Raw genomic sequence first — 22,103 nt, forward strand, 5'->3', positions numbered from 1 at the left:
ACACAATCGACAGATAAATCGTTTTGATCTATTGGCACAAAGACTCGTCCAAATTGAGCACCGCGAGACAGATTGTTGTCCACGCGGCGTGCTCGACTTCCAAAAGATCGGTCGCAACGGTGGCTTCGCCCATTGCGACCAACTTGGCTGCCTCTTGTGGCACTTCGCCAAAACGTTTCCGTGCACTGCCGAGCATACCTTGAAGTGTTGTCAATTCTTGTGGCTCCGCCCGCCGGCCAGTTGCTTCGAAGAACATCTGATGAAGCCTGTCTGACTCACCGGGGATATCCGCAAGTTTCTCTGCCCACACGCGTGCCGCTTCGACATAAGCGACGTCATTAAGCGTGATCAGTGCATGCAGCGGCGTGCTGGTTTGCTGAAGGGTGACCGAACACACCTGTCGGCTTGGCACGTCAAAGAAGCTGGTTGGAGCCACGACTCGCCGCCACACGGTGTACAGGCTACGCCGGTATAGATCTTGGCCATCGTCGCGCATATAGTGGTTTCGCCCCAAGCTTTGTGATTCCCAAACACCGTCCGGCTGGTACGGCGCCACCGGTGGACCGCCCAGTTCCGAATTCAGCAAGCCCGACAACGCAAGTGCTTGGTCACGAATCAATCGAGAATCCAAACGCTGCCGAGGGCCTCGCGCTAGCCACTCGTTTTGTGGATCTATCTCAAACGCATCGGCGTTCGCAATCGCGGTTTGACGATAGGAGCGTGACAGCACCATTCCTTTGAGCAACGCTTTTAGATCCCATCCGCTTTCGCGAAACTCAACTGCTAACCAATCAAGCAAATCAGGGTGCGAAGGCAAGGCACCCTGCAATCCAAAATCGTCCGGTGTCGACACTAAGCCACGTCCAAAGATCAATTGCCAGTAACGATTGACCGTCACCCGAGATGTGAGTGGCTGTTCATCCGAAACCAGCCATTTGGCAAACGTCAGTCGATTGGGTTTCTGGCCCGATTCCGATTCAGGTAACGGTGGCAAAAACGCCGGCGTGCTCGGACTAACCTTCTCGCCAAGTGTTTCGTAGTTGCCTCGTAGCATAACGAAAGTTTCTCGTGGTTGATCGTCGCGCATGACCATCACCAATGGCACTTGATACTGAAGGTTATGCTCCTTACGACTCGCTTCGGAGATTCGGTTTTGGAAATCCTTCCAAGGCGAATGCTTCTTCATATAGTGCTCAATCAGCCGACGAAATCCGTTCTCTTTTGGATTGTTCAAATCAGCATTATTGATAAAGCGGCTGACATATTCTCTTGCGGGAATCCGCTTTTCGGACAACTCGGGATCATCACGCATCTCTTGAATCCATACTCGCGTTTCAGCGACGTATTCATCATGCCGCTCGTCCAGTTCCTTCCTAATCGCTGCGACTTCGTTTCTCGCGTCAATGATTTCCTGTTTCAGTTTCTCATCACCGACTTGGATAAACGGCTTATCCACCCAATACTCATCTCGGAACTTTTGACCGGGCAACTGGATCGTGATCTTCTTGCTGGCTAAACCTGTTTCGCTGATTTGATTGAAAAACGAAAACATCGAAAAGTAATCCGTCTGCATTAACGGATCGAACTTATGGTCGTGGCACTGGCAACAACCAACCGTCAGCCCCAGCCAAGTCGTCGCCGTGGTTTCCAGACGATCAAAGTTGTTCTTGGCAAGATTTTCCGCACGAATCGCACCGCCTTCTCCATTGATCATGTGATTGCGATTAAACGCAGTGGCGATCAGTTGATCTTCAGTTGGTCCTTTTCCATCTTCACCCACCAGCAAATCGCCTGCGAGCTGCTCGATTGTGAATTGGTCGAACGGCATGTTTTCGTTGAACGCGTTGACCGCCCAGTCACGCCACGGCCAATTCATGCGATAAGCGTCCGCTTGGAATCCGTTCGTGTCTGCATAGCGAGCCACGTCGAGCCATTCCAAGGCCATACGTTCCCCGTAAGTGGGCGAGGCAAGCAACTGGTCCACGGCTTCTTCGTAGGCAACTTCACCACGTTCAGCAACAGCTTCTTCGAATGCTTCGAGCTGAGCTAAGGTCGGTGGCAAGCCAGTCAAGCCAAACGCGACGCGGCGAAGCCATTTCGTGGGCAGTGCTTCTCGGCTGAATTGCAGACCACGCTTCTTGTGCTGTCGTTGCACGAAATCATCGATGGCATCGGCGACGTTGGTCGCAGTAGTCTCGGGACGTTCCGGCGCAACGAATGCCCAATGCGGCTCATACTCGGCTCCCTCTTCTATCCAGCGGCGAATCAACGCTGTCTCTTCCGCTGTGATAGCGGCTTTGTGTGCGTCGGGCGGAGGCATCACCTCGCTAGGGTCGTCGCTGGTAATCCGTAAAATCAACTCCGAGTCGTCCGGTGAATCAACATCCCAAACGTACTCTGCGTCCTCACGAAGATCTAATCGCAAGTCCGCTTGGCGATGATTCTCATCAAATCCATGGCAATAAAAGCAACGGTCCGACAAGATCGGACGGATGTCACGATTGAAAGAAATGCGTTCCGCCATCGCCGAGTGATTCGGCCAGAAGGCTGCCAACAAAAAGGGCATGGATCGCACGCAAGCTGACATGAATGTGTTTTTCATGCCCTTAACCTTACTGCAAGGCAAGGCATCTGCAATTTACGAATGATCGTAAGTCCGCTCGCAACACTTGAAGCATCAGCCTATTCGGTGGGTTGAGAGTCCTCTTAGAACTTTTTGCTCAGCTCGGTCATAATCGTTCGAGCTCGTGTTTCGCGTCCACTGATCAAACTTGCTGGCAGCGTTTCCGAGTTGAACGTCGTGTAACCCTCCAACAGCTTCGGATCCAAATCTTCAAGCTGACGAAACGCCATCGACCAGTCCTTGAAACTTCGGTCCTCGATTGGGCCGCTATACATCACATCGACAGAGATATGACGTTCATCGGCTACAATGACTTGCAACAAATCTTCAACGCATTCCTTCTCGCCTTCCAGTAGTTGAATGAATTCTCGGGTTCGCTCGCTGTAGATCAGAATGCCGGTGACGTCCAACGATGCATTCTTTTGGCGAGAGACTTCCAGCAGGCTTTGCAGATCATCCGCACTCATACTGCGAGTTGCGGCGCTGCAATACACTAATTCAATCAACATGATTTTCCCTTAGACAGACATTCAGGAAGATGTCTGATTTGTTGCTGAAACTTCGGACCGTCTCATTTGCCAAACCTAGGTTACCCGCCCCAGGTTAGCAACAAGTTCCTCCTTCAAGCGTGACCGAACGGGGCAAGAAGAATCCCGGAGAATGACTTTGATTCGATTTTTAACGATTCGGACCACTGCCAGAGACCTAAAACGATGACGGGCAAGATAAGATCCAGCCGCTAAGTCATTAGCCAACCAATTTGCCTAGCCTACCGAACAAGCGATTCATGCTCTTTGACGATATCCAGATGCACTTCACGCATAGGTAGCCAAAAGTCATTCTTTCGCTTCGGATCGTTTGACCGAACAATATTCAGGCTCACCTGTAGTTTCTTCAGCGCGGTATCAAATTGACTCTTCGTGCACACCATGTTGGCGATAGCCCGCTTGCGAAGCGGGCCGGTGTAGTTGGGCTCTAGGCGAATCAGCTCGTAAACCTCTTGCGATAGCGGGTCCAACTCACAGACCGGCTGGAACGCCCGCGGGTAGTGCGTTTGTCGAAAGTGCTGCATTTCCATCAACACTGCATCGCCCCCGTGCACTTTTCCGTAGAACACCGATTCGGGATAGGTTTGTGGAATTCGCGTTTTCCAGTCCCAAACCGCTTGAACCTTGGGACTCCAGCCACCCGCCGTTGGCTTCGCTTCAGACAGTGCCGTATTATCCCACAAAGAGGGGTAGGGCGACGCCTTACTGCCAAAGACCGTACAAATCTTTTGATGCAGCACGAATTGATACGCATTGTCAAATGTCTTGATCATCGTTTAGCCGCGGAAAAAGCAGGAAAATCAGCACCCGGTAGTACTCGATGGGCCGCCTGAGCGATTGTTCCCAACCTTTTTCCAACAGGTTCCGAAGGCGGGCACAGGAAATGAATATTTAGTCTACAATACTGCGGATTAAACGATCAAAAATCGCCCTTCCTCTCCCCCACTGTGACTATCAAGCAACCCCGCTTAATCCTCAGTGGCTCCCACCTCAAAGCGACCTCAAGAAATATGAAGCGCAATCCCTTTGCATTGCTCCGATGGAACCTGTCTGTTTTGTCGATTCTCTGCCTTTTGTCCACCGTGTGGGGTGCGACGACGGTCTCCGCAACCACGCCGTTTGAATTCCAGCAAAACGACTTAGTTGCCGTTTATGGCAACGGGCTTGCCGACCGCATGCAGCACGCACCTTGGGTCGAAACGGTGCTTCAAAGTCAGCTAAAAGACAAGAATGTCCGCTTCCGAAACATGAGTTTTTCGGGCGATATGGTGAACAAAAAGCCGCGAAGCAAAGGCTTCACCAATGACGAAGAATATCTACAGCACGTTGGCCCCGATGTCGTTTTTAGCTTCTATGGGTACAACGAATCCTTCGCGGGAGCCGCTGGAGCAGACGCTTACCAAGCCGAACTGGAAAAGCTAGTCAAGCGATATCGCGAGCTCCGAAAGGAAAAGGGCAAAGACCTGCGTTTTGTCCTCTTCAGCCCTATCGCCTATCAAAATCTGGGCGACCGAAACCTGCCTGACGGAACGGCACTGAACGCTCAATTGGCGATCTACACCGAAGTCACTCGCAAGGCGGCCGAAGCTGCCGATGTGTCGTTCGTCGACCTGTACACGCCCACAAAGGAACTGTTTGATTCCAGCTCGCGACCGTACACGATCAATGGCATTCACTTAAACGAAGACGGCTACCGAGCGCTTGCTGACGTGATCTCGCATGCTCTTCTTGGCACGAGCGTCGCTGCCGACGCAGACCTCGACAAACTGTACGCCGCCGTAGAAGACAAGAACTGGCATTGGCACAATCGCTACCATGCAACTGATGGTAACGACACCTGGGGCAGCCGCTCTACATTGAAGTTTGTCGACGGCCAAAGTAACGCCGACGTTCTCATGCACGAATTGGACATGCTGGACGTGATGACCGCCAATCGCGACGAAGCGATCTGGGCTGCCGCCAAAGGTAAACCCTACGTCATCGACGACAGTAACGTCCCACCTCCGGTAAAAGTGATCTCCAACGTCGGCGGCGGCAGCAAAAGCTCAAGTGCCGCGAAGGAAGGCAGCATCGATTACCTCAGTCCCGAGGAATCGATGGCAAAGCTAAACGTTCCCGAAGGCTACGAACTAAATCTGTTCGCGTCGGAGGTGCAGTTCCCCGACTTGGCCAACCCCGTCCAAATGCAAGTTGATGCAAAGGGTCGCCTCTGGGCGGCTAGCTGGAACACCTACCCGAAGTGGGAACCCGGCAAAGAGATGAACGACAGCTTGATGATCTTTGAAGACACTGACAAAGACGGCAAGGCTGACGTCCGCAAGATCTTCGCTCATGTTCACAACCCGCTTGGATTCGAGTTTTGGAACGGCGGCGTTGTTGTCACTTCAGGTCCTGACCTGTTGTTCCTTAAGGACACCGACGGCGACGATAAAGCCGACGTGCGATTCCCATTGCTGCAAGGTCTGGGGACCTCCGATACACACCACGCTGCTAACAACCTGGTTTACGGTCCTGACGGCGGAATCTACTGGCAAAGTGGGATCTTCTTGGTCCACAACCACGAAACGCCCTGGAAACAAAACTTACATATCGGTGCGTCCGGGATGTACCGTTTTGATCCTCGTACTTTTGCGATCACCCCGCACGCCGCGAACAGCCCCAACCCGCACGGCACAAGTTTCGACTACTGGGGTTACTGCTACGCCAACGACGGCACCGGCGGACGCTCTTACCAAGTGCGTCCCGAAGGGAAGGGTTTCAAGATGCATACCCTGCTCACCAAGGAATTCCGACCTGTTGCCGCCAACGCAGTCTTGTCGTCGCAACACTTCCCTGAAGAGCTTCAAAACGACTTCCTGATCTGCAACACGATTGGATTCCTCGGCGTCAAGCAATACTCCCTTGATCGCGAAGGCGACGGCAAAAACCGCAAGTTCGGCGAAGTCTGGGGCACACCTGGTCTAGAACTCATCAACAGCGATGACCGGAACTTTCGGCCCACCGACGCAGTCGTCGGCGAAGACGGTGCGTTGTACGTTTCCGATTGGCACAACGCCATCATCGGTCACATGCAACACAACATTCGCGACCCGAACCGAGACCATAACCACGGACGAATCTTCCGTTTGACCGCAAAGGGTCGTCCGCTTCAAGAACCGGTCGCAATCGCCGGTCAGCCGATCGACGTGCTGCTAGAAAACCTGAAGCACCCAACCAATGGCGTGCGTCATCGAACTCGCGTTGAACTCAGTGCACGTGACTCCGATGCAGTGATCGCTGCGGTTAACCAGTGGGTCAAGAATTTTGATCCCAATGACGAAACCGAATCTCACCACATCCTTGAAGCACTGTGGCTGCACCAGCAACACAGCATGAAGAACGAAGCACTGCTGGAAAAGCTGCTCAATTCAAGTGTCAAACATGCTGCTCTTGCAGCTAATACAGTGAAACACTTTTGGACCAACGTCGACGCCAAGGGTGCCGATGGATTTGCTTCGGTCGCAGAGTCTGACTTCGTTAAGTTCGCCGTTCCTAAGCATCTTAAAAAGAGCGACCGCCAGGCATACAAACTCGGCGCGAAGGTCTTCCAACGAGAAGCACACTGTGCAACGTGCCACCTTACCCATGGCGAAGGTAGCGGCAACATCTACCCATCGTTGGTGGATAGCCCTTGGGTCAAAGGCAACGAAGAACGCTTGATCAAGCTGACTCTCCACGGTCTGTGGGGCAAAATGACGGTCAACGGAAAAACCTATGATCCATCACGCGGTGTACCTCCCATGACCGCGTTCCGCTCGCTACTTAACGACGAAGAAATTGCTGCCGTGTTAACCTTCGTTCGTAACACTTGGGGCAATCAGGCGTCTTCCATCAGTGCCGAAAGCGTCAAAAAGGTTCGCGAGGAATCCAAAGACCGCGGCATCTTCTGGAAGCCCGAAGAACTCCTCAGCGAACACCCGCTCGAGCCGGAATACGCTGGCAGTAACGTTGCCGTGGAAGAATTTTCCAACGAAGCTTTGGAAGCGGAACTGATGGCCGCCTCACCGGCTGAGCTTGCTAAAGAAGCGATGCAACGCGGTAACGCAAAGAACGGCAAAGCACTGTTTTTCGCCGCCAGCACGACCTGCTTTGCATGTCACGAACCACCACGTGGTGCAGCACGGCTGGGCCCTGACTTGGCAACGATCAAGACAAAGCTAACCGGCGAACAACTCGTCGATGCATTGCTGCGTCCATCCAAGCTAATCGACAAGGAATTCGCACAAGTGAATGTGCTTACGGTCGATGGGAACATCATTTCCGGCGTGCGAGTCTCAGAGAACGATGATGAGATCATCTTAAAGAACTTGGCCGAACCCAAGCCCATCAAAATCAGTCAAGACGACGTTGAAGAGGTCATCGAATCGAAGGTATCGATGATGCCAGAGAATCTCGCTCGACAACTGAAGAGTCGGCAGGAGTTCGACGACTTGATGAAGTACATCATCGAAACCCGCAAACGCTAATCCAGCGTTCCATCTAATCGGCGTTTAATCGCCTGCAAACTTCGCAGGCAAAAAAACGTGCAACATCAGGCAGGTCGAGCATCCGCTCGACCTGTCTGTTTTTCTAGACCTCGTGCCGATGCCGAGGCAGTCGAATCTCTGCAACGGCAAGTACTTTAAGTCGTAGGGACTTTTGGCACTGATCAAAAAGGTTCACTATCGAATCGTGTCTAGCCCGATAACGTCCAGCTAACCCGTACATTTCGAACCGGAGCCATCCATGTTCAAGCACTTGGTATCGATCCTAGGCTTAGTTGCCGGATGTGTCTGCTTACCGCCAAGTTTCAGCAGCCAGTTGAAGCCTTGCTTTGCCGCAGATCGCCCGAACGTACTTGTCATCGTCACCGACGATCAAGGTTACGGGGACATGGGCTGCCATGGCAATCCATGGCTGAAGACACCCAACTTGGATCGGCTGGCCTCTCAAAGCGTGCAGTTAGAAGACTACCATGTCGATCCGATATGCACGCCCACGCGAGCCGCCTTGATGACCGGTCGTTATTGCACACGCGTTGGTGCTTGGGATGTCGTCCAAGGTCGGCAACTGCTGCAAAGTGACGAAGCCACAATGGCGGACGTATTCTCGCGATCAGGCTATCGAACTGGCATGTTTGGAAAGTGGCACCTCGGCGATGCTTGGCCTTACGCACCTCGGTTTCGCGGTTTCCAGCACGTCGTACGCCACCTCGCCGGAGGAACCGATGAGATCACCAACCCAGTCGACAACGATTTCTTCGATGACACGTTCTATCGAAACGGTAAACCGGAAAAGTCAACTGGCTACTGCACCGATGTCTTCTTCGAAGAACTGCAAACGTTCATTTCGCAGGAATCCGACCAACCGTTCTTCGCTTATCTGCCTCTGAACGCGATGCACAGTCCGTATACCGTTGCAGAAAAATACTCTGCCCCCTTTCGAGCAATGGGCCATCCTGAATTGCGAAGCAAGTTTTATGGAATGATCATCAACTTCGATGACAACCTAGGCAAGCTTTTCCAAACCATGAAGGACCGCGATTTGGACACTAACACGATTGTCGTCTTCATGGGCGACAATGGAACAGCGCAGGGCAACGGAGAACACGACCGAACGCTCAATGCCAATCAATACACAACTACCCCAAACGCATCCGATGTAACCTTAGGATTCAATTCCGGGATGCGAGGATCCAAAGGTTCAACCTACGAGGGTGGGCATCGCGTTGCCTGCTTCGCCCGTTGGCCCGGACGATGGCAGGCTGGAAAACAAGTTCAGCAACTAACATCCCATCGAGATTGGCTGCCGACGTTTATCGATGTATGCAAGCTTGACGTCTACGGAACAGAAGCATTTGACGGTCAATCAATAGCCTCACTACTGGCAGGTCAAACCGTCGACTGGCCGGACCGCACTTTGTTTATCCAGCGCCAACGGGACACGCCGGTCCCATACCAACTTGACCGTACCGGGCGGCAACCGTCCAGCTACGCGGTGCTTACCGAGCGTTGGCGAATGGTCGATGGCGAGCTGTACGACCACGCAAGCGATTCCGGACAAGCACAGAACATCGCAGCCGAACACCCTCAAGTGGTCGCAGACCTTCACCAGAAGTATCAAGAACACTTTGCCGACGTGTTTTCAGAGGGCGAACCCTTCGCACGATTTCAAGTTGGCGGCAGCGAGAACCCAACAGGTTTCTCAGTGCGTGACTGGCACCCGGTTAAAGCCGGGAATTCACCCGGACGAGTTATCTGGCAACAAAGCCAGTTAGGTGATGACTCGATATTCATCAATGGATTCTGGGCGATCAACGTCGTCCAATCTGGACGATACCAAATCCGCTTATCCAGATTCCCAAACGATGCACCAGGCCCGATCAAAGCGAGTGCGGCACGTCTTCAGATTGGAAATCAATCACTGACGCATTCGATTAATCCCGATGCCACATCCGTCCAATTCGAAATGGACCTCACCGCCGGCCCTACCAAGTTGCAGGGTTGGTTAACGGACCAAGAGACCGGTCGAGATCGCGGACCTTATTTCGTCAACATCCAGTTGCGCCAAAGATGACGCATAAGACGCAAAGTGATCACGCGAGAACTAGGCGGATAGGCCCATGCGATGTTTCACCGCGTCTTCTTTTGGAGCACTAAAGAAGCTGAGCATCGCTTCGTGCAAGCTGCAGATATCAAGATACTCTTTGCGAGCGTCTTCACTTTCAAGCAACAGCTCTTCGAGACGTTGATGCTCTTCCGGCTTGATGACTTCGTCGAGCAACGCCCAAGCGAGAACTTCAAGTTCCGACGGCGCTACGTCTTCATTGAACTCGCTAGGACTTGTGACAGGTATTGCAGACGCAATCGGACTGACTCCATTTTGGGAGCAACTTACGTTTGCCATTGGTTAATTCCAGTGAGGTGTTTGCTTGTAAAACGATCGTCCGCCAAACGAACCTACAAAGGAGGTTACCTTGAGCGACAGACGTTTCAATCCTTCTGTTAGGAGCGTCAAACTCAAATAGACCGGTGCAAGCCAACCTGGGCCCGTAAGGGAACACTGCGGGTCAGTGATCGCCATAACGAGAAGATTTTTTTTCTGTTCTTAACATGACTATTTGGCAACTCTGGGCTCCATCGCCGGTAGACCTCAACCGCGCAGCATTGCCGATGCAAAGTCTTCCCAGGCCTCCTTTTGATCGGCGTTTCCAGTTGAATTGATAAGCCTCAATTCTTCGACCAGCGACTCGCAAACCACGTTGAACCCGTGAACTCCATTGGCTCCGATTAACGGCGACATGGTTACCAAAACGTCCGCGATCCGAATCGTGCGGCGAACGAGGTGGTTCTTACCCGCCCGCTCGCTTCTTGTGGAAATGCAGCAAATCCAGCGTGCAAAACACTGCATTAACAGCCCAAACCAGATTTTTTGGGCAGTAAACGCCAGACGACCTCAACTCGCGGCCACAACAGTGTAAACTGTTGACAATCCGTCAATGTCAAGGATCCGCCCTTATTTCGAGGTAGTGGGAGCTTCCTTCCCTGCTCCGGCCCAATGTCAACTCAGCCCCAGTTTCAACCCGCTGCACCGCGGCCATGTGTCTTCACTGCACGCAACGCGACCAACACGACGGGATCAACTCCCCCAGCGATCAATCGTCAGTCCAATTATCGCCTCAGCACATGATCGCATCAGTGATATCAGGCAGTGGATTGTCGTCGTCACGAAGGTCGTCAACTCCTCTCTAAACATCACATACGCGAAGTGGGCATCGGACAGGTACGCGTCTCTCAATCCGAACCGATGAGAGATCCGCTTTCAAACCAAAGAGCCATTTGGCCACATTACTTTCCATTACACCTACTGGAGTTCAAATGATGAAGAATTATCGCCCGTCCCTGTGGCCATTCGTTGCTTTTGGCCTGCTTATATGTTGGGTGTCCGCCACAACGGTGTCGGCGCAACAGACCGGCTTCCCGTTCGTGCTCCCCAAACAGAAACCGAATCGTCCGCTCAGTGCGGCAATGGAACGCAACTACGACAACTACCTAGCCCCACGCCCAGAAAACAACGAACTCTACACACAATTCAAATACACCCGACTGAAGGGCTTTGATTACCACGGCGGCGATGGCACGGTGTCGCGACGAGATCCATCCAAAGTGATCGCGGCGAATGGCAAGTACTATGTTTGGTACACCAAACGCGATACCCCGACACCACCGCAGGGTGCCGAGAAATCATCCGATACGATTCCATCATCAGATTGGGACCTGTCTGACATCTGGTACGCCACCAGCACTGACGGTTTCACCTGGGAAGAGCAGGGCGTTGCAGTCCCACGACCTCCCAAGCCCCAAGTTGGTTGGCGTTCGGTAACGACCACCGACATTCTGGTTTGGAAAGGTAAGTACTACCTCTACTACCAAGGCTTCATGGAAGCGAGCGGTAAACGGGGTGATGATTGTCCCGTCGCTGTTTCGTACGCCGACTCACCGGACGGTCCCTGGACGCCTCACAATCAGGTCGTCATCCCCAACGGAGCGGAAGGCGAGTGGGATCAGTTTTCGATTCACGATCCCTACCCGTTGGTTTACAAAGGCAAAATCTACCTCTATTACAAATCCGACTTCGACGGTGATCCAAGATTGGTTCGTATGCAAGGATTGGCGACCGCTGACAACCCGCTGGGACCGTTTACCAAACACCCGCTTAATCCCGTTATCAATTCGGGACATGAAACCACGATGTTCCCCTTCCAAGACGGCATCGCTGCATTGGTGATTCGCGACGGCAACGAACACTCGACCGTTCAGTACGCCAAGGACGGTGTGAACTTCGATATCGCGTCGGTTTGCTTGATGATGCCCAACGCAGCAGGTCCGTATATTCCCGACGCGTTCACCGACACAAAGGACGGGCGCGGTATCACTTGGGGTATATCCCACTTCACCAATGCCACAACCTGGGCCAAGAATCACGCGATCCTGGCGAGGTTCGATTGTGACCTGAGTCAGGATGTCGATGACGAAGTGATGAAACGAACGAACTTAACCCTGCGTCCAGAGGTGCACTTCCAACAGGGATTAGGCGGCGCGCAGCGAAAACGAATTGCAGAGGCCAATCAGGCAGCCCTGAACAAGTAGCTGATGTCTGTCAGGATCGCAGCGACTCGAGGGTTTCGAGTCGCTGTGATTCGACTCGCTGAATAAATCGATTTGAATTCGAGCATGCGCGGCACTTCTATAAGAGCAACCGCTGCGTCTTCGTAAACAAGCACATATCAATCGCCCCGGCGTTAATTAGGGCGAGCGGTGGATGTTCCTCCGCAATACGAAAGGTCAGTAGAAGTCTTTCGAAACCTCTTGAGCCGAAACGCATTCTCGCCTAACTTGTTGAGACTGATTCGCAGTAACCCACTGCGATCGACGACGCAGCAAGCGACGTGCTTTTGAATAGCCCTAGCCAGCCACGCTCGATTACCACTCGCGAAACGTTTTCCCGAGGGTTGATCTTCCTATCGTGTGCCATGTACTGGAGCTATCCCCATGTCCTATCTGTCTGTACGTCCCTCTCGTCGATCCGCTTTTCAGGGCGCAAGTCCTGCTAAAAAACGCGACGCCTTCACCCTGGTCGAGCTTCTGGTCGTGATTGCGATCATCGGCGTGCTCGTTGGACTTTTGTTACCAGCGGTCCAAGCCGCCCGCGAGGCTGCTCGCCGAATGTCTTGCAGCAATAACCTAAAGCAAATCAGCCTCGGCCTTCACAACTATGCCTCGGCTTACAACGAACAATTCCCTAACGCGGGATACCCCGGAATCGGTTACATCAACGACTATTCACCGATGGCCAAACTGTTGCCATTCTTGGAACAACAGAACCTGATCGATTTGATCGACTTCGATATCCAAATGGGGCACCCAGGCAGCGATGACTTGCCGGTTGCGTTGCATGAGGCGGCTGGAACCGCGGTTCCAACCTATTTGTGCCCCAGTGATCCTGAATCGCCGACCCACATGCTTTCCATGCCTTCGGGAGCCGAAGTCACCATCGCCGGCACCAACTATGGAATGAACCACAGCAGTGGATTGGATAAGGCTTTTCACCCCAGCAAGACTGCAGCAGATGGCCTTTGCTGGTCCAACGCTCAAATTCGCTTTGCATCGATCTTGGATGGCACCAGCAACACACTCGTTTTCGCCGAAACGCTTCGTGGTCCAGGTAATTCGGCGACCTCGTTGCCCAACAATCGCACCACGTCGCAACTTTATCGATCATCACCAAGCTCCGGCATCTCCGATACCATCTTGGCAGCAGCAGATGCGAATGATTTTGACACCGTTTACGCGGATACATCTTCTTGGAATGGTGGTCGTCACGCGTATTGGCTGCGTGGATGTGTTCCGGACGGCCCCTTGATGAACGGGCGTTTGACTCCGAACTCACGCGTACCAGACTTCACTTATCGATCCAGCAAGATCAACTCCGCCCGCAGTAATCACACCGGTGGTGCCATGGCGACCTATGCTGATGGCAGCGTCCACTTCATCACCGAATCGATCGACGTCGAGATCTGGCACGCTTTGTGGACACGAGCTGGCCACGAAGTTAGCAAGCCATTCTAAAGAAGAGACGACCCGAGCGGACGCCATCGTCCGCTGATCAAACCAACCATGCCGGAGGTCGTGACGACACTCCGGCATCGTGCCAGACGGACTTGGTAGCACGACGATTGACGACGAGCGTAATCAGCCGCAGTTCTAGAACTGAATCTGATACTTATCCGACATCGTACGGCGAACACTTGCGGTCATTTTATCGATCGCATTAAGTGCTTGCTTGTAATCGGAATACGCATTCCCACGAGCATAGGCATCCGTCACCCGTTGATAGTCTGAACTCGAGTTGTAGTCGTATCCATAGCCACCGCCGTAATAGCCATCGGAAAGTCCTTGGCTGGCTTTCGTTTTACCCGCGTCGATGTTCCCTTGGCGAACCGTCAGAGCGTTGCCCCGTAGAGTTTCCGCCACATCGGAACCGTACTGAATCATGCCTGGATCAACGTTTAGCGTACCAATTTCGTCAATCTGACGAGCCCGAGCATCATTCCATTTTGCCAACGCGCCAGTTGTTTGCGACTTATGCTTACGCGTTTGCTCGATAATTTTGGTAACGTCATTGAAGTAAGCCTTCGATCGGTAAGCCATCTCTTCTTCCTGTGACCGACTACCGGCTTCGGAACCACTCAGCGCCACAGCTTGATTCGCTTTATTCTGCAAGCTGAAGACTCCCAGCAAACCGCTCAGTGTCGCTTCGGAGATTGGGCCTTGAAGTGCCAACGCGTTATCCTTGACTTCCACCTTCCAAGTGCGAACTTCCGGAGCCGCGGTACCGCCTCGCTCTAGAATCTCTGCAAACAAATCAGCCGCGATGAGTTCCAAGCTGGCAGGTGACTTCAAGAAATTCGCTCGCACGATGCATTCGTTTAGACCACGACGTCCAATCATGACGGTCACCCCTTGAACCGACGCCAGAACACTGGCGACTGCTTCAGGCGAATTGGCCTGCAGTGACTTAAAGTTGTTCTTCAACTTATTGGCCATCGGCACGGGCGACAGTGCATCCTGAAGATCGATCGCCAACATCAACGACAGGTAATCCTCCGGTGGCTTGGCTTGAGATTTCAAATAAGCCGACGAGCGATAGCTACGTTCACCACTCAACCATTGTGACAATAGAGTCCGATCGGCAGGACGCAAAATCCCAAGGCGGCTTTCTTTGACCGGCACCAAATAAGTTTGACCGGGCGTCCAAATGGCGTCGTGGTTGAAGATCTCATCAACATAACCACCCAACTTTTTTGCCAAAGCTTCCGCATCGACCTCACCTTTCAAGTTGATGTATCCCGCCTCCCACTTAGGCCGCGTCTTGGCAACATCAAAGTCGGACACAAACCAATACTCGTCGACGTTTTGAGTGACGCGAGACGTCATCCCGGCGTCGTTCATCAATTTGTCTAGCGAGGCAACGTTGACGTACCCCATCGCATTGGGCAACGCTGGGGAGCGTTCTAGTAGAAGCTCTAATTTTTCTTCTTGGGCAATCGCCAGCGGCGATACACTCAACATCAAGGGGAATGCAAGAAGCAGGACAATGCGATTCATCGCGGTACAAAAAGGCATGGTGTGACTCGTTGAATTTCTCAGACAAGGGTGTTTCGAGCAAAGGAAGCGGACGGGCCTCAAAGCGTGAATTCGGGAAGATTCCTCAAAGACGACAATCCGACGCGGGTGCATTGTAGCGAACCGTAGCGACCAACGTTTCAGGACTATTTTAAGTAGTTTAGCCAGCTATGGGTGCGAATTAAGAACATGACTGGAACTCCGGCGATTTGAAGATCCTCGGTGTAAACAGCGACCATTCCCTGGGCTCCGCCCGGCAGCCGCAGTGTCTTTCCTTCATCCAGCCGAATTCGAACGGCATAAAGCGTGGGCTGTCCCGACACGATGGCAGCTGGCAATGTGCCCGAAGCCGTCAATTGCCCAGTTCCAGAGGCATCGATCGCATTGAGTACCCGTCCGGTCAGAATTTGCCCCGGATAACCGTCCAACGCGACTTCCGCGTACTGGTCTGGCTTGATCCGCAAATAGTTCTTTTCCGCGAACGTGGCGACAATCACTCCCTTTTCTTCCTGTTCTGGCTCGCGAACGAAGGTCATCACCGCGCTGTTGCCACCACCGCCAACCATCATTCCTTCGCGAAGTTGCATGTTGGTCACGTATCCGTCGGCGGGTGCTAGCACCTTGGTCTGGACCAGGTCGTACTGAGCGTTCTCCAATGCAACACTTGCCTCAGTCACTTTGGACTTAGCGACTTCCACAGACAATTTTGCCTGCGTGAGCGATTCTTCCGCCTGAGTCATCGCGGCGACTGCTTGCCGAAATTGGGTCACCGAGCGTTCAAGTTCATCTTGGCTAGCACCGCCCGATTCACGAAGCTCCTGCTGTCGATCGCGGTCATTCTTGGCATAGGTCAGATCAGCCTCCGCACGCTCCGCGACTGCTTCCGCTAACGCGACGGACGAATTAGCGAGATTCACATTCTGCTTCGCTTGTTCAAGTCCCGTCTCGCTATGGCGAACGGCATTTTCATAGGGGACCGGATCCACTGTGAATAGCGTGTCGCCTTCCCGAATCGGCTCGTTGGGACGAGCCATGATTTTCAGCACTCGCCCGGAACGCGAAAGTTGCGGAGTGATCGGATCGATACGCTCCAAAACAATCGCCGTCGGCGTATACGGGTGCAAATACTGTGCACACAATAACAACGCCACGATCAACGACGGGCCGACCGACGCCAGTAGAATAGCAAGCGGTAACGTCAATCGAATCAACTTCAATTTCGCAAAGACCAGCCATATGATCCCGCAATAACAAGCTCCAAGGATCCAACTCATTCCGAAGGCCTCCCGGACATCTGCGAGGCAACTGCATCAATACGATTTTGCAAATGGATTAATCTTTCGCCCAAGTCCGAATCGCTATCAATTGAGTGGTCAACTGATCTCGCGTGATCGACCGTTTCGGATTCGGATGAATCAGTCTCCGGTGAGTTCAGAGTGCGGTAGAGATACAGCACAAACAAGCAACTTAAAACAGACGGGATCATCGGGAAGCTCCTGCTAACTCGGATTCCAAACTTGCGACCGACGTTTCCAACTCGCCAATCTGCTTTTTCAGCGAGTCTTGATCAGGCAACCTCGCAGATTCAGACGATTCAAACCGGTAATACGCCCAAACCAAAGCCACAACCCACAACACGCCTGTCAGCAAACCAAACCAGCCACAAATATTGACTGCTGCGGCCTGTGGGTGATTACGTTTTCTGGCGATCTGCCCTGGTAACGCGGCAATACCCACTGCCACCGCGACGATTGCGATTACCGCCACAAATAGAAAGAGCAGCGTTACCACATTCAGTGTCGGACCGAGGCCCTCAAACTGGTATTCCATGTTGAGTTTCCCAAGCAAGATTAGGTTCATCGGATAGGGATCCGACTGCAGTCCCGCCTATCGGGCTGCGGAGACGACGGAATTCAAATGCCCCCGCCTCAGTCACTAGATGATAACCGATCCACTCGTCCGTTGACTTCGTCGCCAACGACGAACCTGTCGTCTTTATCCAAAAAAGCAGCAGTCAAAAATGAGGAATTGGTTAACCATTTCCAAGCAAGAGAGCGATTGCCTTCAACCCAGCATCTGTTTCTCTTTTAACAAGTCGGCGATGGCGATCCGAAACCAAAGACGGGACCGATGCGATGCATTGCCGCACACCAAACACAACCACCGGCTACTACAACCGCCAGCAGCCAGTCGTCGGTCGACAGCCGCAGGATGCGAACTGATTACATTGCCACAAATCGCAAGACGCATCCCGAGCAACCACATAAGCATCTTGCAATGCTCAAACGCCATTACATTGAAGGCACGCAGCGAGTGGACCGCTGCCCCGCGGATCCACCCGCCACGTGCGGGGGCATTTCAATTGAATCGAAATGCCTTCCGTGGCAACGGCTGCGTTACGTCCATGATGATTCGTGATTGATAGGCTTCTGAACCAATCGACTTTCGGGGTCAATCGACTTCGGAGCCAAACGACGCCCATCTGTAGTATCGGAACAGGGCTCGGGGTAGGCTATTGGGGGATTCCCTCATAACACGCCAACGTCCTCAAGCACCGTTTCACTTCGTGACACATCGCATCCAGCCAGCCGATACCACCAGAAAAGAAATTCGGATCGACCCTCCCGCAATCGACCCCGCCTCGCTATGGGCCGCCATGACTCAAAGCAAGGGCATCGGCGTGTGCGTAACCGATGCCGACGGTCGGTTGCTGTTCGTCAATGACACCGCCATGGTGTTGTTTTCCGAAGAAACCAACATCGACTACCAAGGCAAATCGATCTGCGACTTTCATTCGCCGCAGTACGTTAAAGAGCGACTGGCCATGATTGGCCGAGTACTTAAAGAAGGTAGGCCGTTAGCGATGAACCACGTCTATCATGGCAAACGAATCCACTCCACGGTTTGGCCCATCCGAGATTCGAATCCGCCGTTCAATCGTGTCGTCGTGATCAGCAAGACGGAACCTGGGCTGTTGGATCAGTCACCGGATTCCGTTGAGGTAATTGAAACCCAATTCATCGACTTTGGGCCACTTGATGTCCTGACCAAACGCGAAGTCGAGGTGGCCGTTTTGTTGGGACATGGGATGAGCGTCCCAAAGGTAGCTCAACTGTTGCATCGCAGCCCCAAAACGATTGAACGACATAAGTCTGCAATCACTCAAAAACTGAAGCTCCGCGGTCAAGCCGAACTGGTCATGATCATCAGCGAAATGGGGCTGGACCTGGACGATATCAAACTCAAGCGATTGCCAATGCCCGGCGATAACAAAATCTGAGATCGCGAAACCGCTGACTCACCCATCACTTGGGCATCGACGAAAATCGAATTACGTCGTTCCCGTTCCCATCGATCAAATACAGCAATCCGTTTTGATCGAACCGATATTGAGCGACGCTCTCGAGCGTTTTCAGGAACCTAGCTTCTTGTGCCATCATCGCACGCGGCGCCGCACGACGAGTTGCAACCAAAGCCCCAAATTGAATCTTGTTGCCTTGGATCGTTGCTTTGCCGTGATAACGATTGACGGCCGTATTCCCACTGACCGAGCCATCTTTCGCGACAATCAAAGTTGACTGAGCCCGATCGAGCACGCCCGCACCAGCAATGTCCTCGGCAAGCCATCCTCCTACCAAATCAGCTTTTTTCGATGGCGAATCGACTGTAGTAGCCCCCGTATTGTCCGCGTTCGGGTAGATGCGATTCCAATCCTGTTTCATGTCCACGATCGTCCAACCTAGCTTGGAACCCTCGTCAAGTCCGCGATCCAGTCGTCCCACCGAAGACTCTCGGTCGTAGGCCCATTCCCGATCCGCATCGGTATGGTGCACATACATCGCGAAACGCTTTCCTTCACCTGCTGTGGTCCACTGCAACATTTCAAAGTCACCGTCCGAATTTCCCGCTGCAAAAATCGGTCGTCGTCCAATATGGCCTTGAATCCCAACCGGCTTACCTGCCTTGTCATCGTTGAAGTTTAATTCAGGCAGTCTCTCAACCAACGGGATACCATCACGCACGATGAACTTCGTTTTCACACTGCTGCCTACAACTTGTTCCGGTGGGATTCCATAGACGCGTTGAGTCCACGGTCGCATGAAATCGATGCCGCCGCCTGAAACAATGAAGGTCTTAAAATGATTGGCTCGTAGATAGGCGAGCAATTCCAACATCGGCTGATACACCATCTCCGTGAACAATCGGCCGGTTTTGGGGTGACGAGTTGTATTGATCCAGTCCGTAGCGATTGCTTCAAACTCGTCCGTCGTCATGCCAGCATGAGATGCCATCACAATTTTCAGCAGTGACTTTTCCCCTCCCGCCAAAGCAGTCTTCAAGTCACCTTTGATTACCGATGCAAACGGCTCGGTTGTCTTCCATTCAGGATGCTCTGGAGCCAGTGCTTTAACGCGATCAAATGCAAAATACGCCTGCACGTACATCGGCTGCTCACCCCACAGGGTTCCATCGTTGTCGAACGTCGCAATGCGTTGAGCAACGGGCACAAACTCGGCAGAACCTTCCGTCGTCACAGTCTCAACGAAGTCAACAATCGCCTGTTTTGCTTCCGAATCATTCCAGGATGGAAGCGGATCTTCACCGACGACGTCACCCACCAGAACGAAGGTCACTAACAAACCGACGATCGCGATAGCCCGAAACTCAGCCGGCTTCAAATTGGCCATAGTGAAATAATGCATCTTCATGGTTTACTCTTGGATTTACGCGACAACAGAGCAGGCTGTGAGTGAAACGCTTCGCTAACGCTTAACGTCACGTGTTAAGGCATTTCTCAACGAAACGTCCAGAATAACACTCTCAACGGCGATCGTCATCTGCCAACTTGAAGTGCTCAGCCCGCCTATCAAATAACGATCTAAACCCACCAAAACGGGCGACCAGAGGCATATCACGAATCGAAATGCTCCAGTCCATTCGCTTGCACCCAGCCCCACGTCCTTAATAGCAGCGTTCGTCACTAATAATCATCTGCCGGCCATCCGCCTCCGCGATGACTCATAGGAACAACTTCCGCCTCGAAACGTCATTTCCCGAAAAATCGTTAAAGTCAACTATGACAGCCAGACGACCTAAGCCGATGGTCCTTTCGCTCAAATTCTTTCGATGACCGCCGCACCATCGGGACAGGCTTTGGTTCACCGACGCATCCTACTGAGACTCCTCGGCGCAGCAACCTGCTGGGCTTGCGTAGGCGCCTACCAACTAGCCAACGCGGCCGATCCAGCAACTCACTTTGCGTTCCCAATCCAAGCCGATCCATCCTTCCAGAATTCACTTGCCGAAGACTCACTCGCTGACGCACTGGCGACTGGAGTCTTAGCCGATGAGGAATCAAGTGCGGGCAATTCAGTCGCTGAAGAATCGATTGCAGAAAAAGCGATTGCAGGGGATCCTATCGCCGAGAATCTTACCGAAACGGACGATAACCCGGACATCCGATTTGAAGCCCCGGTCACACCGTCCGACCTCGACCGGGCGCACACCGCCCCCAACTACAACCTGGGACTCATTGAATCGTCGAATCAACTGGAAAACTTGCTAACCGGTGCAACCACCGCTGGGCAATTTCGCACAGAGGAGTTTGACGATCCGGGCACCCGAGAACAGCCCAACAATTTCAATCGTTTCCCGGAGTTTGAAGGTGGGATAATCATCGTCGGCAAAGAAGCCGCAATGAAAATTGGTGGCTACGTCAAAGCAGACCTCATCAGCGATTTCGATGCGATCGACTCAACCGACTCGTTTGATACGACAACGATTCCCGTGGACGCCTTCGATCGCCAAAACTCGCGTTTCCACGCGAGGCAATCCCGTCTGAGTTTCGATACGCGATGGCGGGTCAACGGTGAAGTTGCCCGAGCGTTCATCGAAGCGGACTTCTTCGGATCCGGTTCTGACAATAGCGACGCATTCCGCCTGCGACATGCCTACGGTCGTATCGGACGACTAACGGCGGGTCAAACGTGGACCACCTTCACCGATCCATCCGCTGTTCCTTCCACTCTGGACATGGAAGGCGCGGTGTCGAACGTCAATCGCCGCCAAGGCTTGGTGCGATTGGACTTTCCCATTTTGGTCGATGGTCTTTCGTGGGCGGTAGCACTGGAAAGCCCACGAATCGAGATTGAAGTCCCGGACGCTATCCAGGGAGAAGGACGCACGGAGACGCCAGATCTGATCACGCGTCTTCGCTATGAAAACGATGACGCTGAGTTTCAAGCGGCTATGGTTTTACGAGAACTAGGTTTTCAACGAGTTGGAAACCCGGTGATCACGGACAACGCCTATGGATTTAACTTCACCGGTTCAATCATGGCGACCGAACACACCAAAATCTATTCCCAGATCACGTTTGGTGAAGGGATTGGCAGCTATCGCGGATCAAACGACGTGGTCACCACCGGCCCCGAAACCGCCGAACTATTGCCCATGTTCGGCTGGATGATTGGTCTTCAGCAAACATGGAACGCACGTCTGACATCCAACCTGACCTTCAGCGAACTCATTCTTGACCGAGTCCCCGGCCAGGACCAAGATAACTTGCGAAGCACCACGTACATGGCGATCAATCTGATCCAGAATCCATACGAACGAGTGTTCTGGGGCATCGAATACCTTCACGGAATCCGCGAGAACCAAAGCGGAGAGTCGGGCGATGCCAATCGATTACAGATGTCATTCGGTTTTTACCTGCCATAAGGTCGC

15 protein-coding genes and 1 pseudogene are annotated in these 22,103 nt (G+C 52.9%); 6 read left to right on the top strand and 10 right to left on the bottom strand.

Going from position 1 to position 22,103, the window contains the following annotated elements; all coding sequences use genetic code 11:
• Positions 1-28: 28 nt before the first annotated feature.
• From ACR3ZL_RS20225 to ACR3ZL_RS20235, 3 genes are all read right to left on the bottom strand, one after another.
• Positions 29-2,602, bottom strand: a complete 2,574-nt coding sequence (locus tag ACR3ZL_RS20225) for a PSD1 and planctomycete cytochrome C domain-containing protein (RefSeq protein WP_473651285.1) — start codon at positions 2,600-2,602, stop codon at positions 29-31.
• A gap of 104 nt (positions 2,603-2,706) precedes the next feature.
• Positions 2,707-3,132, bottom strand: a complete 426-nt coding sequence (locus ACR3ZL_RS20230; protein ID WP_473651284.1) for a BLUF domain-containing protein — start codon at positions 3,130-3,132, stop codon at positions 2,707-2,709.
• 260 nt (positions 3,133-3,392) lie between these two features.
• The gene (locus ACR3ZL_RS20235; protein WP_473651283.1) at positions 3,393-3,944 is read right to left on the bottom strand and encodes an AlkZ-related protein; all 552 of its coding nucleotides are present in this window, start codon (positions 3,942-3,944) and stop codon (positions 3,393-3,395) included.
• A 237-nt stretch (positions 3,945-4,181) separates the two neighbouring features.
• Here ACR3ZL_RS20235 and ACR3ZL_RS20240 point away from each other — a divergent pair, with 237 nt between their 5' ends.
• Together ACR3ZL_RS20240 and ACR3ZL_RS20245 are read left to right on the top strand one after the other, a co-directional pair.
• Positions 4,182-7,676, top strand: coding sequence for a PVC-type heme-binding CxxCH protein (locus ACR3ZL_RS20240; protein WP_473651282.1), 3,495 nt, complete (start codon positions 4,182-4,184; stop codon positions 7,674-7,676).
• Positions 7,677-7,935: 259 nt separating this feature from the next.
• Positions 7,936-9,765, top strand: coding sequence for an arylsulfatase (locus ACR3ZL_RS20245; protein WP_473651281.1), 1,830 nt, complete (start codon positions 7,936-7,938; stop codon positions 9,763-9,765).
• Positions 9,766-9,795: 30 nt separating this feature from the next.
• On the opposite strand, the gene ACR3ZL_RS20250 is transcribed toward ACR3ZL_RS20245, so the two are convergent.
• Together ACR3ZL_RS20250 and ACR3ZL_RS20255 are read right to left on the bottom strand one after the other, a co-directional pair.
• A complete protein-coding gene (locus tag ACR3ZL_RS20250) occupies positions 9,796-10,095 on the bottom strand; it encodes a hypothetical protein (RefSeq protein ID WP_473651280.1) in 300 nt (99 codons plus the stop codon).
• Between the two features lie 246 nt (positions 10,096-10,341).
• On the bottom strand, positions 10,342-10,599 hold the full coding sequence (locus ACR3ZL_RS20255; RefSeq protein WP_486172923.1) for a hypothetical protein: 258 nt from the start codon (positions 10,597-10,599) through the stop codon (positions 10,342-10,344).
• Positions 10,600-11,066: 467 nt separating this feature from the next.
• Here ACR3ZL_RS20255 and ACR3ZL_RS20260 point away from each other — a divergent pair, with 467 nt between their 5' ends.
• Positions 11,067-12,338, top strand: coding sequence for a glycoside hydrolase family 117 protein (locus ACR3ZL_RS20260; RefSeq protein WP_486172924.1), 1,272 nt, complete (start codon positions 11,067-11,069; stop codon positions 12,336-12,338).
• A 402-nt stretch (positions 12,339-12,740) separates the two neighbouring features.
• On the top strand, positions 12,741-13,817 hold the full coding sequence (locus tag ACR3ZL_RS20265; RefSeq protein ID WP_473651277.1) for a DUF1559 family PulG-like putative transporter: 1,077 nt from the start codon (positions 12,741-12,743) through the stop codon (positions 13,815-13,817).
• A 135-nt stretch (positions 13,818-13,952) separates the two neighbouring features.
• On the opposite strand, the gene ACR3ZL_RS20270 is transcribed toward ACR3ZL_RS20265, so the two are convergent.
• From ACR3ZL_RS20270 to ACR3ZL_RS20280, 3 genes are all read right to left on the bottom strand, one after another.
• Entirely contained in the window at positions 13,953-15,374 is a 1,422-nt protein-coding gene (locus ACR3ZL_RS20270; RefSeq protein ID WP_473651276.1) for a hypothetical protein, read from the bottom strand.
• A gap of 146 nt (positions 15,375-15,520) precedes the next feature.
• A complete protein-coding gene (locus ACR3ZL_RS20275) occupies positions 15,521-16,648 on the bottom strand; it encodes an HlyD family secretion protein (protein WP_473651275.1) in 1,128 nt (375 codons plus the stop codon).
• A 208-nt stretch (positions 16,649-16,856) separates the two neighbouring features.
• The gene (locus tag ACR3ZL_RS20280; protein WP_473651274.1) at positions 16,857-17,234 is read right to left on the bottom strand and encodes a DUF3302 domain-containing protein; all 378 of its coding nucleotides are present in this window, start codon (positions 17,232-17,234) and stop codon (positions 16,857-16,859) included.
• 706 nt (positions 17,235-17,940) lie between these two features.
• On the opposite strand from ACR3ZL_RS20280, the gene ACR3ZL_RS20285 reads away from it, so the two are divergent.
• Complete coding sequence (locus ACR3ZL_RS20285) at positions 17,941-18,654, top strand: LuxR C-terminal-related transcriptional regulator (RefSeq protein WP_473651273.1); 714 nt, start codon at positions 17,941-17,943, stop codon at positions 18,652-18,654.
• A gap of 25 nt (positions 18,655-18,679) precedes the next feature.
• Here the strand turns inward: ACR3ZL_RS20285 and ACR3ZL_RS20290 are convergent, their stop codons facing one another.
• Both ACR3ZL_RS20290 and ACR3ZL_RS20295 read right to left on the bottom strand, forming a co-directional pair.
• Positions 18,680-19,012, bottom strand: coding sequence for an META domain-containing protein (locus ACR3ZL_RS20290; RefSeq protein ID WP_473653507.1), 333 nt, complete (start codon positions 19,010-19,012; stop codon positions 18,680-18,682).
• 54 nt (positions 19,013-19,066) lie between these two features.
• Positions 19,067-20,062 (bottom strand): annotated as a pseudogene (locus ACR3ZL_RS20295) (HAD family hydrolase); the annotation flags it as partial.
• Positions 20,063-20,501: 439 nt separating this feature from the next.
• Here ACR3ZL_RS20295 and ACR3ZL_RS20300 point away from each other — a divergent pair.
• Positions 20,502-22,097, top strand: coding sequence for a DcaP family trimeric outer membrane transporter (locus tag ACR3ZL_RS20300; RefSeq protein WP_473651272.1), 1,596 nt, complete (start codon positions 20,502-20,504; stop codon positions 22,095-22,097).
• Positions 22,098-22,103 lie beyond the last annotated feature (6 nt).

This window comes from Rhodopirellula sp. J20-39 (genome assembly GCF_057365095.1).

What these genes read in the sequence shown, in the direction of transcription:
- ACR3ZL_RS20225 (WP_473651285.1), bottom strand. Translation starts at nt 2,602, where the DNA reads ATGAAAAACACATTCATGTCAGCTTGCGTGCGATCCATGCCCTTTTTG.
- ACR3ZL_RS20230 (WP_473651284.1), bottom strand. Translation starts at nt 3,132, where the DNA reads ATGTTGATTGAATTAGTGTATTGCAGCGCCGCAACTCGCAGTATGAGT.
- ACR3ZL_RS20235 (WP_473651283.1), bottom strand. Translation starts at nt 3,944, where the DNA reads ATGATCAAGACATTTGACAATGCGTATCAATTCGTGCTGCATCAAAAG.
- ACR3ZL_RS20240 (WP_473651282.1), top strand. Translation starts at nt 4,182, where the DNA reads ATGAAGCGCAATCCCTTTGCATTGCTCCGATGGAACCTGTCTGTTTTG.
- ACR3ZL_RS20245 (WP_473651281.1), top strand. Translation starts at nt 7,936, where the DNA reads ATGTTCAAGCACTTGGTATCGATCCTAGGCTTAGTTGCCGGATGTGTC.
- ACR3ZL_RS20250 (WP_473651280.1), bottom strand. Translation starts at nt 10,095, where the DNA reads ATGGCAAACGTAAGTTGCTCCCAAAATGGAGTCAGTCCGATTGCGTCT.
- ACR3ZL_RS20255 (WP_486172923.1), bottom strand. Translation starts at nt 10,599, where the DNA reads ATGCAGTGTTTTGCACGCTGGATTTGCTGCATTTCCACAAGAAGCGAG.
- ACR3ZL_RS20260 (WP_486172924.1), top strand. Translation starts at nt 11,067, where the DNA reads ATGATGAAGAATTATCGCCCGTCCCTGTGGCCATTCGTTGCTTTTGGC.
- ACR3ZL_RS20265 (WP_473651277.1), top strand. Translation starts at nt 12,741, where the DNA reads ATGTCCTATCTGTCTGTACGTCCCTCTCGTCGATCCGCTTTTCAGGGC.
- ACR3ZL_RS20270 (WP_473651276.1), bottom strand. Translation starts at nt 15,374, where the DNA reads ATGCCTTTTTGTACCGCGATGAATCGCATTGTCCTGCTTCTTGCATTC.
- ACR3ZL_RS20275 (WP_473651275.1), bottom strand. Translation starts at nt 16,648, where the DNA reads ATGAGTTGGATCCTTGGAGCTTGTTATTGCGGGATCATATGGCTGGTC.
- ACR3ZL_RS20280 (WP_473651274.1), bottom strand. Translation starts at nt 17,234, where the DNA reads ATGAACCTAATCTTGCTTGGGAAACTCAACATGGAATACCAGTTTGAG.
- ACR3ZL_RS20300 (WP_473651272.1), top strand. Translation starts at nt 20,502, where the DNA reads ATGACCGCCGCACCATCGGGACAGGCTTTGGTTCACCGACGCATCCTA.